Below are 14,403 nucleotides of genomic sequence, written 5' to 3'. Positions count from 1 at the left end.
TATCAACAAAAAATATTTTATGTCAATACTTTTGTCTTTATTATGGACAATAATAAAAAAAATTATGTATAAAAAGCGTTAAAAACAAAATGATATTGCCTCATCTTGTCTTTTTACCATAATGGCAAAAAGACAAGAGGCATTTGTTTATGTTTGCTCAGCAATCGTCCGAAAAGGCATTCCGGTTCGCAACACACCTCGCGTCTCGACACCGCCAAGCCCTTTTTCCCCCGTTAACGTATTTCTTAATACATCCCATACATTGACACGATCCATAAAAGGAGTGAAACTAATGCGCGAGACGATATATACAGGATCAAGTGCATGAATATTGACGCGTGCAGGCGAGCTAGCAAAGTTCGCACCTGCCCGAATAAGCGATTCGAAATGAGATTGACAAGCGCCAGCGAAAATGACGAGTTGATCGAGATTCGGAATTTTTTTGCGTGCCTGTCGCACCGTTTGCACAAAATATTTCGAATGACGATACGCTTTTAAATCATCCATCGATCCTTTTGATTTTGAATATGCATCATGCCCAGTGACAACTAAAATATCTGGACGCACTTGTTCAAGCAGCGGAATAATACGATCAGGCATATCTGTTTCATGACAATGAACCCCATATACCGGAACCCCAATTCGTTCATACAACTGCATACATTTTCGTAAATAAAGCGGGTCTCCATCAATATGAAGCACTCGTCCTGGAAGTTGGAAAAAATCCATTTTCACTTCGTATCCACCGGTCGCTTCATATTCGCTTTTTTCCCGCAACAATCGATAATCTTGACGCAGCAATTTATAACATTGCTCAATATGTTGTTTCTCCTTTTCTTCTCGCTTCTTTTTTTCCCGCTCATCAATAACAACTAAATCAGAAAATGGAGCGTCTGCGATGAGCCGAACGTCTTCTCCGTACAAAATCGCTTCTTTTTCCCCCTCTTTTTCTTTTATATCAATGACTCGAAACAAAATATCATATTCATACGATTTCCGTGCAACAATATCCCCAATTTGAATCATACACGCCCGCCCTTTCGTTTGTTTTGTTTGTAACATATGCAACGAAAGGATCGAACGTGTAAAAAAAGAGGCTTTAAGCCTCCTGTGAAAAAAAGTCGTATAGTCGCTCGCTCAAAATAGCAAATTCAGCGATAGTAAGCGTTTCTCCTCTTCGTTTCGGATCAATACGGGCACCCTCAAGCGCCTTTTCAATTTGTTCTTTTTTCTGTTTGCCGTTTGGCAAGTGACTCATTAAATTGTTTAAAATCGTTTTCCGCCGCTGTCCAAAACTCGCACGAACAACAGTAAAGAAAAAATCTTCATTCGACACAGCAACAGCAGGTTGTTCTCGCTTCAATAAACGAATGACTGCAGAGTCCACATTCGGCTTCGGTACAAATACCGTTCGTGGCACATTCATGACCGTTTCCGCGTGTGTATAATATTGAACTGCAATCGTTAAGGAACCGTAGTCTTTCGTTCCTGGCTTTGCCGCCATGCGCTCTGCTACTTCTTTTTGCAACATAACGACCATTCCACGAATAGGTAAACGATCCGTTAACAACTTCATAATGATCGGTGTCGTGACGTAATATGGTAAGTTGGCAACAACCATAATATCTTCTACATCCGCTAACTGTTCCGATATCACTTGTTGAACGTCAGCTTTTAAAATATCTTGGTGAATAACGGATACGTTTGAATACGGGGAGAGCGTATCCGCTAAAATAGGAAGAAGCCGCTGGTCAATTTCAAACGCAATCACTTTTTTTGCTCGGCGCGCTAATTGTTCTGTAAGCGCACCGATTCCCGGTCCAATCTCGATGACACCTGTCCGTTCAGAAAGCTCAGCAAAATCAACAATACGATGTAAAATATTCGGTTCAATTAAAAAATTTTGTCCAAGGCTTTTTTTAAACGAAAAGCCGTATTTCGCTAAAATTTCTTTCGTACGAGTCGGTGTAGCAATATCTTTATACATGTTCTTCCTCCTGCACCACTTGCTTCATCGCTTCCACAAACTGTTCTTTTGAAATTTGAAACATTTGTAACCGCTTATGCAGTTGTTTTCCGTTTGTATATCCGATTTTTAATAATTTACCTAACTTTTCACGTCGGGCGCGCGCTAGCGGGCCTCCGATTAATCCTGCATCGACAAGCTGCTGAAATGGAATCTCCTCTTGCGGATCGATCATTTCTTCGTACACACTTAAAAGCGCTGTGCGAATCGCTTCAATGGAAGCATGCTCAACACCGAGACCTTTTCCGTGTTTTCCTCTCGCTTCCTCACGCGTTAAAAATGCGTGTTTACATCCCGGTACACGCTCAGCAATTGTTTTGCGAATTTTTTCCCCTGGGTAATCAGGATCGGTAAAAATAATCACCCCTCGCTGTTGCTGGGCTAAACGAATGCGCTCAATCGTTTCCTCATTAATCGCTGCTCCGTTCGTTTCAATCGTATCTGCATCTACCGCACGGCGAATCGCCACTGTATCGTCGCGTCCTTCGACAACGATAATTTCCTTAATTTTCATAAAAACCTCCATCTGTTAACTGTTCTTCACCCATTATAACGAAAAAAACAGAGGATCGTGAAATCCTCTGCAGTTATTTTAAAATTTTAATTTTCACACGTTTCGTTCCCCAACGATATGCCGTCGATTTATCGGGGAAAAATACGTCGATTTTATACCCTCTCACATTCGCGCCTGTATCTGCAGCAACAGCATATCCATACCCCTCAACGTATACTTTTGTTCCAAGTGGAATGACACGCGGATCGACAGCGATCACCTTGGCGTTTGGGTTTGAACGTAAATTCACACCTGTTGCAGTCGTTCCAGAACAGCCACCACAATACGCTGTATATGCTGTGGCAATCACATAAAGCTCTTCAGCTACCTCACCGCTTCCACGGGAAGCTAATATTCTCGGAGCTTGTTTTGTGCCGATGGCAACAATGCGACTTTTGCTCGGCTTAATTGTCTCTGTTTTAATAAGCTTGCGCGACACTTCTTTTCCATTTTCTAAAATCACTTCATATTGCTTCGCGACAAGCCCTTTCTCTCCCTCGCTAATCACTTTTTGTTTCCCTTTTTCCAATCGTGCATCTTTCTTTTTCACAACAGTATAATTGACTGGTTCTTCCACTACATCGGTGACTTTTTCAACTCGAACAATGTTTATTTTCGTGTTTGGTTGAATCATGTCATTCAATTTTGGTTGAACGCGATCCAGCTTTCGCAATGTAATATGTTGTTTAGCTAAAAAGTCAGCGACCGTAGTCGAAGTAGACCAAACTTGCTGCTGTTTGCCGCCGTCATTTACCGTAATCGGAAACGCTTTACTTATCACTATTTTCATGTTGTCTTTTACTTTTTCGTCAACGTTTGGTGATATTTCGTCATAATCACGAAGCTGGATTTGCTGAATATGCAATACATCCTTCACCGTTTTCGCCGTCGTCCTTAATCTCTTTTCTACCCCATCAACGACTAATACAATCGGCTTACTTTCTTCCCATTTCACCGTTAAATGATCAACAATTTTAGTTTGTGGGGAAGGAGAGATAAAATCTTCTTGTTTTAACTGAATATTTTGTTCTTTTAGTAGCTCAGCAACCGTATTTGCATGCGTACGTACTTTTTGTTCTTTTCCGTTTGCATACAACGTCACCGTCTCTTTTGTCCATTCATAGCTGGCATATCCCGTCATGCTAGATAAGGCTAAAAACCCTCCTGTAGCAAGCGCAATTTTCTTTTTTGATGTTGATTGCAATAATTTTTTTACATACGTAATCAAAATAAAAACGCCTCCTTTTCCGATAGATGATCGCGACGACCCTCCCTTTCTATGAAGCTTATTATCTATTATTCAAAATATTCTTTCATAAGGGAAGGAAGACTTGTCGACAAGCTTATTGTATGCTTGCAAAAAAAGTTGTAGAACAATCTCGTTTCATCTTTTCTTTAGACAAGTCTTCCTAATTATCGACACGATTCTCTATCAAATGATGCCGAATAATCGCTTCGCATTGTCGGACGTTTTTTGGGCGACTTCTCCAAAAGATAAACCTTTTAATTCGGCGATCGCTTCGGCAATATATTTGACGTAGCTCGGTTCATTCCGTTTTCCTCGAAACGGATGTGGCGTTAAATACGGACAGTCCGTTTCAATAAGCAACCGATCAAGCGGAATTTCTTTCGCCACTTCTTTCGGTTTTTTGGCATTTTTAAACGTCACAGGACCGCCAAACGAAATATAAAAATTCATATCCATACATTGACGCGCCACTTCTATGCTTCCGCTAAAACAATGCATCACGCCTCCGACTTCCTCAGCGCGCTCTTCTCGTAAAATATCAACAATATCGGCTGTCGCATCGCGATTATGTATAATAATCGGCAACTTTACTTTTTTCGCTAAACGAATTTGTTTTCGAAATACTTCCTTTTGTACGTCTTTCGGTGATTGATCCCAATAATAGTCAAGCCCCATTTCACCGAGCGCGACAACTTTCGGATGCGCAGCCAAACGCTCAATCATGATGAGATCTTCATCAGTCATATGAATCGCATCGACAGGGTGCCATCCGACAGCTGCGTAAATAAAAGAATATTGCTCTGCTAACTCCATTGCCCGTTGAATAGTTGGTCGATCAAAGCCGACAACAACAATATGTGACACACTTTCTGCACGCGCTCGTTCAATTACTTGTTCAACATCTTCGTTAAATTGTGTCGCATTTAAATGTGCATGTGTATCAAATAACATATAACCCCTCTTTTCTTCCGATGTTCAGTTTACCACACAATCCCGTTACATAAATCACAGCTATATAACAATTACATTACAAAATAGAAACAAAGAGGTGTTTTTGCAACACCTCTTTACTTCACTTTAGCTCCGTTTGGAAGCGATTCGTCCACTGTCGCCAATGACAATACCCCATCTTTTTCCCCAGCTAAAATCATCCCTTGCGACAGCTCTCCGCGCAATTTCACAGGCTTTAAATTCGTCACGCAAATGACTTTTTTCCCAATTAAATCTTCCGGTTTGTAATGTTTTGCAATACCTGATACGACTTGTCGCTTTTCATAGCCTAAATCAAGTTGCAATTTAAGCAAGCGATCCGCTTTTGGAATTGGCTCAGCATGAATTACTTGTGCGACGCGCAAGTCCACTTTCATAAAATCATCAATCGTAATTTCTTCGCTTTTCTCTTCATTTTGTTCCTGCTTTTCTTCTACGTTTGCTGACGTCCCTTTCATTTGTGCTTGAATATATTGCACTTCTTCTTGAACGTCTAAACGTGGGAACAGTGGGGTCCCTTTTTCAACCATTCGCTCATGTTGTGAAGAACCAAACGTTTGTAAGCTGTCCCAGCCCATTAATTGCTCATCTTGAATGCCAAGTTGAGCAAACATTCGTTTTGGCGTTGCTGTTAAAAACGGTTGCAATAAAACAGCTACATATCGAAGAGACTCCGCTAAGTGCGACATGACGGAAGCTAACTGTTCACGCGCTCCTTCGTCCTTCGCCAATACCCATGGTTGCGTTTCATCAATATATTTGTTCGTGCGGCTAATAAGCTGCCAAACAGCTGTTAAAGCTTGTGAAAATTGCATTTGTTCCATCGCTTCTTCATATTGTTTAACGGTATCATACGCCGTTTGTACAAGCTGTTCATCAAACGGGGTGTGCGTGCCACTATACGCAGGAATACGGCCTGCAAAATATTTTTCAATCATCGCTACCGTCCGGTTAAGCAAATTACCTAAATCGTTCGCTAAATCATAGTTTATACGCTCAACAAAACCTTCTGGTGTAAACACACCGTCTGAACCAAACGGCACTTCACGAAGTAAATAATAACGTAACGCATCTAAGCCATACCGATCAATTAACGTAACTGGATCAACGACATTTCCTTTCGACTTCGACATTTTTCCGTCTTTCATGAGCAACCAGCCGTGCGCAAACACTTTTTTCGGAAGCGGAAGATCTAAAGCCATTAACATAATTGGCCAGTAAATCGTATGGAAACGTACAATTTCCTTCCCAACAAGATGAACATCTGCCGGCCAATACGTTTTATATTTTTCATCATTTTCTGTTCCATACCCTAACGCAGTAATATAGTTTGACAGCGCATCAATCCATACATAAATGATGTGCTTTGGATCGCCTGGAACAGGAATGCCCCAATCAAACGTTGTCCGTGACACAGCTAAGTCCTCTAAGCCCGGCTTAATAAAGTTATTAATCATCTCATTTTTGCGCGATTCCGGCTGAATAAATTGCGGATTTTCTTCATAAAACGCTAATAAGCGATCGACATATTTGCTCATGCGGAAAAAATATGATTGTTCTTTTACTTTTTCTACAGAACGTCCACAGTCTGGACAATTGCCTTCAACTAGTTGTCGCTCAGTATAAAACGATTCACACGGAGTACAATACCATCCTTCATATTCGTCTAAATAAATATCCCCTTGTTCTAAAAGACGGGCGAAAATTTTTTCAACAACTTGCTTATGGCGCTGTTCTGTCGTACGAATAAAATCGTTATAAGAAATGTCGAGTTTTTTCCAAAGTTCTTTAATTCCAGCAACAATGTCATCCACATATTGCTGTGGAGTAACCCCTTTTTCCTCTGCTTTTCGCTGAATTTTTTGGCCGTGTTCATCTGTTCCTGTTAAGTACATCACATCATAGCCGCGCATCCGCTTATATCTTGCCATCGCATCGCCAGCTACCGTCGTATAAGCATGGCCGATATGTAATTTATCGCTCGGATAATAAATGGGTGTGGTAATATAAAACGTCTTTTTTGTCACTTGTACCCCTCCTTGTTGCACGTTTAGTAGAAACGCTCTCGCCCAAAGGACGAGAGCGATCGCATATTTCTTATTCTTGATCAGTACATCTATTCCTCTTATCTCACCAAAATATACATAAAAATAAAGAGCGCTGTCAACTATTCGACATGGGATTGTCGATAAATCGCATATTTTTGTCGAATTTTGTCGAAAAAATAACGAAAAAATTGTCGAATTTGTGTTGAATTTTGTCGAATAATATTTATAATAAGTTTTGTATCGTCTTGAAAAGCAGTTAAAAACTGTGTATGCATCTGTTGTCAAATGACTTGGATTTTGTCATTTCGACTATAATTTTGTCGAATTTTATATGCAGCTACATGTAAATCATACATTTTTTTTTATTGTTGCATATAAAAGGATTGACGCTTAATGGAAAAGTTGTTATGATAAATCCATAGAGATTTTGTCGAATATTGACGAAAAAAGGAGAGGAGAATAAAGATGAAATCAACAGGTATTGTTCGTAAAGTCGATGAGTTAGGTCGTGTAGTTATTCCAATCGAATTGCGCCGCACATTAGGTATTGCAGAAAAAGATGCATTAGAAATTTATGTAGATGATGAGCGTATCATTTTGAAAAAATACAAACCAAACATGACTTGCGTAGTAACTGGGGAAGTATCTGACGACAACTTTAAGCTTGCAGATGGAAAAATCATTTTAAGCAAAGAAGGCGCAGAAACGTTATTACAAGAAATTCAAAACCTTCTTCAACAATCAAAATAAAAAGTTTCTCTAGACTTTTCTAGAGAAACTTTTTTTACTTATGATACGCCTCATACACATCCCGCTTCGGTAATTGGCGATCTTTTGCTACTTGTTTAATCGCTTCTTTCGATGTATATTGCTTCGCTTCTATATAATAATTTACATGTTCAACAATAGTTAAATCATTCCACCATATCGGTTCTTCATCATATATGTGATTTCCTTCAACAAGAAGACAAAACTCTCCGCGAACTTCATGATGTTCTGCCCAATGCATCACTTCTTCTATCGTTCCGCGAATAAACTGTTCAAATTTTTTCGTTAGCTCGCGCGCCACAGCCATTTGTCGATTGCCAAATATATGATACATGACCGTTAACGTTTCTTGAAGACGATGCGGCGCTTCGTAAAAAATAAGCGTATCTTTTATATGTTTTAATTGCTCCAGCTCTTTTTTCTTTTCTTTCTTATGCCGCGATAAAAAACCATAAAAATAAAAATGATTTGTCGGTAATCCAGAGGCTGTTAACGCGGTAATGGCCGCATTCGCACCAGGAAGAGGAACAACTTTACATTGTGCACGTAACGCTTCAACTACAAGCTCATGGCCTGGGTCGGAAATCGTTGGCGTTCCAGCATCACTCACTAAAGCGATATGTTTCCCTTGTAATAGAGAAGCAATAATATGCTCTCCTCGCGATTGTTTATTATGTTCATGGTAACTAACAAGCGGCGTATGAATATCGAAATGATTAAGCAATTTCTTCGTTTGCCGTGTATCTTCAGCCGCAATGAAATCTACTGTTCGTAACGTTTCAATCGCACGCAACGTGATGTCTTCTAAATTGCCGATCGGCGTCGGGACGATGTACAAAATTCCTTTTTCATCTTCTTCAATAAAACTTTTTTGTTCGTTCATCTCATCTCATTCCCCGTATAAAATATGTTTTAACTCGCTCGTATACTCTCCATTTTGTTCGTATACAAAGAGAGGAGGTAATATTTTCAACCCTTTATTGCCGTCTTTCGTTCCTTCAATTAAAATGGTGTTCGCTTCCTTTCCCTGTTTTGGATAAACAAAACGCAACCGTTTCGGTTCTAAACGATATTGTCGCATAAACGTAACGATATCTAACAACCGCTCAGGGCGGTGAACGAAAGCGGCCTTTCCACCTTGTTTGAGCAATTGACTGCTTACGCGAATGACATCTTCTAACGTGCAGTAAATTTCATGGCGCGCAATCGCGAAATGTTCATTTTTATTCATTTCTTCTTCGTTTGGTGTTGGGAAATACGGAGGATTGCACGTCACAACATCAAACTTACTATACCCAAGATGAGCAGGCATATCTTTAATGTCACCGTGAATGATTTCAATTTGCTCCTCTAATTTGTTGTATTGTACGCTTCGTTTCGCCATATCATAAATTTTTTCTTGAATTTCTACCCCAATCATTTTCCCTTTCGTTCGTTTGCTTAACAATAGTGGAATGACTCCATTCCCTGTACATAAGTCAACTAAATTTCCTTTTTGAATCGGAACGTATACAAAATTGGCCAACAACACCGCGTCAAGTGAAAAAGCAAATACGGATGGACTTTGAATAATTTTCATATCTTCTGCTAGCAAATAATCGAGTCTTTCATCCTCACGCAACATATACAATCCCTCTTTCTACGACAAAATAGCCTTTCCAGACCATTCGTCAGAAAGGCTATTTTTTATTTAAAAATGACAAACAAAATAAACAATCCCCATCGGTCCGTAAACTTCCGTAATGTACATTGCAAATGTGAAAGCCTTCTTGGTACAGACGAGCTAAGTTGTCGTATCCTTCACCAATATCAACTAATTTTTCTTTCGTTTGTTTTTTGCCTTGTTCGACTTTTCGCTCAGACAACTGTTCGAGCCGTCTGCGCAAATGATCATTTTCAACTTGGAGGCGATGATTTTCTTCAATTAACTCTCCAAGATAGCTTTTCAACTCACCTAGCTGTTTATATAAATGAGCAATTTGTTCCTCGATGCTCGTTACAGATTGGAAAATCTCTTTTTTATTCACGCGCCATCCACCCCATCACTCTGTGGCTTGAGTAGGAAGAACTTTTTCCTTTAATAATTCGTCAATCGTATACTCAACGACCCGATCTTTTTCGACTAACTCCACTTGTAACACTCGTTCTAAAATGTTCAAACCAACAACTTTCCCTAGTCCAAGAGGCGTTTCGATCATTTCCCCTAAATCCGGCAACTGTTCTTTCGCTGTTTCGTATTCGTCGTTTTCATATTTTAAACAACACATTAATCGACCACATAATCCTGATATTTTTGTCGGATTTAATGATAAATTTTGATCTTTCGCCATTTTTATAGAAACAGGATCAAAGTCACCTAAAAACGTCGAACAACAAAGCATGCGTCCGCATGGTCCGATACCACCTAACATTTTCGCTTCATCACGTACACCAATTTGTCTCAACTCAATTCTTGTGCGAAAAATAGCTGCTAAATCTTTAACAAGCTCGCGAAAATCGACTCGTCCATCAGCCGTAAAATAAAAAATGATTTTATTGCGGTCGAATGTATACTCGACATCGACAAGCTTCATTTCCAGCCCGTGTTCTTCTACTTTTTTTAAGCAAATGTCGTATGCTTCTTCGGCTGCCTTTTTATTTTCCTCTACAATAAGCTTATCTTTTTGATCAGCCATGCGAATCACTTTTTTCAATGGCAAAACAATATCTTTTTCATCAACTTGTTTTTTAGCGACAACAACCTTTCCAAATTCAATGCCGCGAACGGTTTCAACAATGACATAATCACCGTTTGAAATCGGTAAATCTCCAGGATCAAAATAATAAATCTTTCCTGCTTTCTTAAAACGAACGCCTACAACTTCATACAAATGCAGATCCCTCCCGCAACTGCAATACTAACTGTTCCATTAAAAGCTGCGGATTCATATTCGTATGCAACCGCGCTTTTGCTTGTAAAATGGCCTTCATATGTTGAGCAATTTGCTTTTCAGAATAAAGAAAACGCGACCGCCGAAATTCATTTATGCAATCATCGTATGCAATTTGTTGTTCTTCTCCTAGTAACACATATAACAAATCTTTATATAAATATAATAATAAGTCTAACCCCATGCTCATTTGTTCTTTATTTGTAAAATGACTAAGCCAATGTTGTTGAATAACGAGCAACGCTTGGACATATTGCTTGTTTAATGCTTCATATAATTGTATCACTATTTTTCGTGCTTGTGCAAACCAATCATCTTGACTTAACTGAAAAGCTTCTTGCACATTATTTGTTAATCTGGCAGCTAATATGGCTAGCTCCCGTGGTACACCTTGTTGTTGTAAATAAGCGTATATTTGTTCCGTCGGTAATGTATGGAAAGAAATAACTTGACAACGTGAAACAATCGTTGGGAGTATGCGATGTAATTGCTCTGTTAATAAAATGGCCACCGTTTTTGCTGACGGTTCCTCTAAAAATTTTAATAAACTATTCGCTGCTTGAACGGTCATCTGATCAGCATGCTCAATGATGTATAGCTTGCGATTCGATTCAACAGCCGTTTTTGTAAACTCCTCTTGCAGCTGCTCAATTTGTTGTTTTTTAATTGAGTTTCCATCAGGAACAACAAGATGAACGTCTGGGTGATTACCAGATTGAATCCGCCGACAATTTACACATGTTTCGCAAGGTTCATCATGTACATTTGTTAAACAAAACAAACGCTTAGCGAATAAAAGAGCCGCTTCTTTTTTCCCTGTCCCCTTTTGTCCTTCAAATAAATAGGCATGAGCCACTCTTCCTTTTCTTATACTGTTGACAATCATTTTCGCTACATGTGGTTGATTTGTTTCGAGCGCTTTCCATGACATAACGATCCTCTCACTTTCTTAAAAAAGGCTCAATCAATGCCCGTACGTCTTCAAATACTTTGATTATCGACTGAGTAGCGTCTACTTTTTTTATGCGATTTGGAAAACGATCTAATAACATCATATATCCATCACGCACTCGCTCATGAAACGCTAGTTCCTCTAAATCAAGTCGATTCACTTCTCTTAATCCATTTTCGCGAATACGCGCTAACCCAAGCGCTGGATCAATATCAAAGTAAATCGTTAATGTCGGCATCCAATTTTCAATCGCAAACGCATTAATAGCCAATATCTCATCTATTCCTAAACCACGCGCGACCCCTTGGTAAGCGAGAGAACTGTCAATAAAGCGATCACAAAGAACGATTTTTCCTTCCTCCAACGCAGGAATCACTTTTTCAACTAAATGTTGTCGTCTTGCGGCTGCATAAAGTAAAGCTTCTGTTCGTGCATCCATTCGATTATTATTAGGATGCAAAATGACGGAACGAATTTGCTCGGCAATATCAATTCCCCCTGGCTCACGCGTCGCAATAACGTCAACATGTTGCTTCGTTAAGTAATCAGTTAACATGCGAACGATCGTTGTTTTCCCTGCTCCCTCGGGACCTTCAAATGAAAAAAATAAGTAGTTCATCTTAAGCCTCCTCAAAAACTTCGATATAATCCCCATTTATATCTGTTTGAAAATATGCCCCCATTTGCTTCAAATATTGAATAAGCTCAATATGTTGCTTTGTCACAATTTCTCCAATAAGTAAAATAGGAATCCCAGGTGGATAAGGGACAACCATTTGAGCACAAACACGTCCGACTGCATCATAAAGCTGCACTTGTTTTGTTTGCTTACCTTTAATCCATTCATAACTTACAGCTTGACAATGCTTTGGTAATTGAATTTGTACATGTTCGTTTTGTCGTTCGCTTCCGATAGATTGTAGCGCGCGTTTTATTCGCTCTGTAATCATTTGAAATTGTTTGATTTTCGCAAGCGGATAAACAAGTAATACGTTATATGGATCAGCCATTTCTGTGAAAATTTCGTTTCTTTCTAATAGCTGTTGCAACTCATAACCTGAATGTGCACTGCGTGTTTGTAGCGTAATCTTTAACAAGTCTGTTCGAACGAGTGGATGCTGTGATTCTACAACATGAATTGCCTCAATTCCTCGCAACTGTTGCTTAAATAATTGAATTTGCTCAACCATTTCATTAATCGTTTCACGTGTCTGTTGCGCAACATAAGCGCGAGCCAAATCAAGCGAAGCCATAATTGGATAAGATGGGCTGCTTGTTTGAAAAACTTGCAAAAAGTATCTTAACGTACGTTCATCTATAAGATCACTATTAAAGTGCAAAAAAGAACCCATTGTCATAGCTGGAAGTGTTTTATGGGCTGATTGTACAACAATGTCTGCCCCACACTCAACAGCCGATTTTGGAAAAGGTTCCCCGAGCACAAAATGAGCTCCATGTGCCTCGTCCACTAAAACAGGCATGCGATAAGAATGGGCCAATTGAATAATTTTTGTTAAATCAATAGACATCCCATAATAGTTTGGATTTGTTAAAATGAGCGCAGCGGCATCCGAATGCTCACGCAATGTATTATAGATTGTTTCAAACGATACAAAAGACATCACTCGAACATCTTCATCAAATTCCGGGGAAATAAAAATCGGTGTTGCCCCAACAAGATGTAGCGCATGTAAAATGGATTTATGGCAATTACGTTGTACAATAACTTTTTTATTTTTTTCACATACAGCTGTAATCATTGCTAAATTACCAGAAGTAGAACCGTTAACTAAAAAGTATGTCTGTTTAACCCCATACAGTTTTGCCGCTAATTGTTGCGCCTCTTCAATCGCTCCCGTTGGATGATGCAAGTCATCTAAATGCGAAAGTTCCGTTACATCTAAATGTAACAACGGTACAAAAGTAGAAAGAGCCTCTTCATAAAAAACAGCTCCATATTTATGCCCTGGTACGTGAAATGAAATCGGTTGTCTCGAGGTATGTTCACATAAAAGTGTATATAGAGGTGTTTTCGTTTGGTCCATCTTTATTCGTTTCCTCGCTCACGTTTTTTATATATTTATATTAAAATAAAACAGGCCCTAATCATAGTAGGGGCCTTTTGTTATGAATATATTTTATTCTCTCTTATTTTTTTCAGCCGATCAACGTAAAATTTGTATTTTTCATCATTTGTTTCCGTTTGAATGAGATCGTTATGACAATCCATGCATATAAAATGCTGAAAAACATGAATCCCTTTTTTATTTTGTCCATCACATACGATGCAAGTTTCTTTATAAGACATTTGTTCTCCACCTCCCGCTAACAGTTTTCCCAGTTTCATATAACAATATACTTCGAAAACGATCATTTGGTGCGAGAGTATAACAAAAGCGAAAGTAAAAAGACCAAGACTAAATGTCTTGGTCTTTTCTTTGCCCGGCAACGTCCTACTCTCGCAGGCGGTGTCCCGCCAACTACCATCGGCGCTGGAGAGCTTAACTTCCGTGTTCGGGATGGGAACGGGTGTGACCTCTCCGCCATCGTCACCGAGCAATATGATGAAGGATTATTCCTTCAAAACTAGATAACAGGAGTTCAGATGTTTTCTTGACTACGTCAAGAACCGTTCTCCGCTTTTCTCATGTGCTTAGTTAAGTCCTCGATCGATTAGTATCCGTCAGCTGCACGTGTCGCCACGCTTCCACCTCGGACCTATCTACCTTGTCATCTTCAAGGGATCTTACTCGCTTGACGCGATGGGAAATCTCATCTTGAGGGGGGCTTCACGCTTAGATGCTTTCAGCGCTTATCCCTTCCGCACATAGCTACCCAGCTGTGCCCCTGGCGGGACAACTGGTACACCAGCGGTGCGTCCATCCCG

The 14,403-nt window shown here is 39.6% G+C and carries 15 protein-coding genes and 2 rRNA genes; 1 reads left to right on the top strand and 16 read right to left on the bottom strand.

The window, feature by feature from the left end; translation table 11 throughout:
* Positions 1-147: 147 nt before the first annotated feature.
* From yabG to metG, 6 genes are all read right to left on the bottom strand, one after another.
* Positions 148-1,026: a sporulation peptidase YabG gene (gene yabG / locus ES017_RS14350; RefSeq protein WP_021095768.1), complete on the bottom strand. Its 879-nt coding sequence runs from the start codon at positions 1,024-1,026 to the stop codon at positions 148-150.
* A gap of 73 nt (positions 1,027-1,099) precedes the next feature.
* Complete coding sequence (gene rsmA / locus ES017_RS14345; RefSeq protein WP_021095767.1) at positions 1,100-1,987, bottom strand: 16S rRNA (adenine(1518)-N(6)/adenine(1519)-N(6))-dimethyltransferase RsmA; 888 nt, start codon at positions 1,985-1,987, stop codon at positions 1,100-1,102.
* Positions 1,980-2,552 (bottom strand): ribonuclease M5, encoded by a 573-nt coding sequence (gene rnmV, locus ES017_RS14340; RefSeq protein WP_035063570.1) that lies wholly within the window; start codon positions 2,550-2,552, stop codon positions 1,980-1,982. Before rnmV ends, rsmA begins: the two co-directional genes overlap by 8 nt.
* Positions 2,553-2,613: 61 nt before the next feature.
* Positions 2,614-3,807, bottom strand: coding sequence for a resuscitation-promoting factor (locus ES017_RS14335; protein ID WP_021095765.1), 1,194 nt, complete (start codon positions 3,805-3,807; stop codon positions 2,614-2,616).
* A gap of 204 nt (positions 3,808-4,011) precedes the next feature.
* On the bottom strand, positions 4,012-4,779 hold the full coding sequence (locus tag ES017_RS14330) for a TatD family hydrolase (protein ID WP_021095764.1): 768 nt from the start codon (positions 4,777-4,779) through the stop codon (positions 4,012-4,014).
* Between the two features lie 116 nt (positions 4,780-4,895).
* On the bottom strand, positions 4,896-6,845 hold the full coding sequence (gene metG, locus ES017_RS14325; protein ID WP_042535908.1) for a methionine--tRNA ligase: 1,950 nt from the start codon (positions 6,843-6,845) through the stop codon (positions 4,896-4,898).
* Positions 6,846-7,325: 480 nt separating this feature from the next.
* Here metG and ES017_RS14320 point away from each other — a divergent pair, with 480 nt between their 5' ends.
* Complete coding sequence (locus ES017_RS14320; protein WP_171335231.1) at positions 7,326-7,616, top strand: transition state genes transcriptional regulator AbrB; 291 nt, start codon at positions 7,326-7,328, stop codon at positions 7,614-7,616.
* Positions 7,617-7,650: 34 nt separating this feature from the next.
* On the opposite strand, the gene rsmI is transcribed toward ES017_RS14320, so the two are convergent.
* From rsmI to ES017_RS14270, 10 genes are all read right to left on the bottom strand, one after another.
* The gene (gene rsmI / locus ES017_RS14315) at positions 7,651-8,517 is read right to left on the bottom strand and encodes a 16S rRNA (cytidine(1402)-2'-O)-methyltransferase (protein WP_021095964.1); all 867 of its coding nucleotides are present in this window, start codon (positions 8,515-8,517) and stop codon (positions 7,651-7,653) included.
* A gap of 6 nt (positions 8,518-8,523) precedes the next feature.
* The gene (locus ES017_RS14310; RefSeq protein WP_021095963.1) at positions 8,524-9,258 is read right to left on the bottom strand and encodes a tRNA1(Val) (adenine(37)-N6)-methyltransferase; all 735 of its coding nucleotides are present in this window, start codon (positions 9,256-9,258) and stop codon (positions 8,524-8,526) included.
* A gap of 55 nt (positions 9,259-9,313) precedes the next feature.
* Positions 9,314-9,661, bottom strand: coding sequence for a DNA replication initiation control protein YabA (gene yabA / locus ES017_RS14305; RefSeq protein ID WP_021095962.1), 348 nt, complete (start codon positions 9,659-9,661; stop codon positions 9,314-9,316).
* Between the two features lie 15 nt (positions 9,662-9,676).
* Positions 9,677-10,504: a PSP1 domain-containing protein gene (locus ES017_RS14300; protein WP_021095961.1), complete on the bottom strand. Its 828-nt coding sequence runs from the start codon at positions 10,502-10,504 to the stop codon at positions 9,677-9,679.
* The gene (gene holB / locus ES017_RS14295; protein ID WP_021095960.1) at positions 10,497-11,495 is read right to left on the bottom strand and encodes a DNA polymerase III subunit delta'; all 999 of its coding nucleotides are present in this window, start codon (positions 11,493-11,495) and stop codon (positions 10,497-10,499) included. Before holB ends, ES017_RS14300 begins: the two co-directional genes overlap by 8 nt.
* A gap of 10 nt (positions 11,496-11,505) precedes the next feature.
* Positions 11,506-12,135, bottom strand: a complete 630-nt coding sequence (gene tmk / locus ES017_RS14290) for a dTMP kinase (RefSeq protein WP_021095959.1) — start codon at positions 12,133-12,135, stop codon at positions 11,506-11,508.
* Between the two features lies 1 nt (position 12,136).
* On the bottom strand, positions 12,137-13,561 hold the full coding sequence (locus tag ES017_RS14285; protein WP_021095958.1) for an aminotransferase class I/II-fold pyridoxal phosphate-dependent enzyme: 1,425 nt from the start codon (positions 13,559-13,561) through the stop codon (positions 12,137-12,139).
* 80 nt (positions 13,562-13,641) lie between these two features.
* Positions 13,642-13,824, bottom strand: coding sequence for a sigma factor G inhibitor Gin (locus tag ES017_RS14280; RefSeq protein ID WP_035063639.1), 183 nt, complete (start codon positions 13,822-13,824; stop codon positions 13,642-13,644).
* Between the two features lie 132 nt (positions 13,825-13,956).
* Positions 13,957-14,073 (bottom strand): 5S ribosomal RNA (gene rrf, locus ES017_RS14275).
* Between the two features lie 96 nt (positions 14,074-14,169).
* A 23S ribosomal RNA gene (locus tag ES017_RS14270) occupies positions 14,170-14,403 on the bottom strand; the annotation flags it as partial.

It is taken from the genome of Anoxybacillus sp. EFIL, assembly GCF_013096955.1.
GTDB classification, from domain to species: Bacteria; Bacillota; Bacilli; order Bacillales; family Anoxybacillaceae; genus Anoxybacillus; species Anoxybacillus ayderensis.
This window is presented reverse-complemented; position numbering and strand designations above follow the sequence as displayed.

Coding starts and splice junctions, on each gene's coding strand:
- yabG (WP_021095768.1), bottom strand. CDS start 1,026: ATGATTCAAATTGGGGATATTGTTGCACGGAAATCGTATGAATATGAT.
- rsmA (WP_021095767.1), bottom strand. CDS start 1,987: ATGTATAAAGATATTGCTACACCGACTCGTACGAAAGAAATTTTAGCG.
- ES017_RS14330 (WP_021095764.1), bottom strand. CDS start 4,779: ATGTTATTTGATACACATGCACATTTAAATGCGACACAATTTAACGAA.
- ES017_RS14310 (WP_021095963.1), bottom strand. CDS start 9,258: ATGTTGCGTGAGGATGAAAGACTCGATTATTTGCTAGCAGAAGATATG.
- rsmI (WP_021095964.1), bottom strand. CDS start 8,517: ATGAACGAACAAAAAAGTTTTATTGAAGAAGATGAAAAAGGAATTTTG.
- rnmV (WP_035063570.1), bottom strand. CDS start 2,552: ATGGAGGTTTTTATGAAAATTAAGGAAATTATCGTTGTCGAAGGACGC.
- tmk (WP_021095959.1), bottom strand. CDS start 12,135: ATGAACTACTTATTTTTTTCATTTGAAGGTCCCGAGGGAGCAGGGAAA.
- holB (WP_021095960.1), bottom strand. CDS start 11,495: ATGTCATGGAAAGCGCTCGAAACAAATCAACCACATGTAGCGAAAATG.
- ES017_RS14280 (WP_035063639.1), bottom strand. CDS start 13,824: ATGTCTTATAAAGAAACTTGCATCGTATGTGATGGACAAAATAAAAAA.
- ES017_RS14285 (WP_021095958.1), bottom strand. CDS start 13,561: ATGGACCAAACGAAAACACCTCTATATACACTTTTATGTGAACATACC.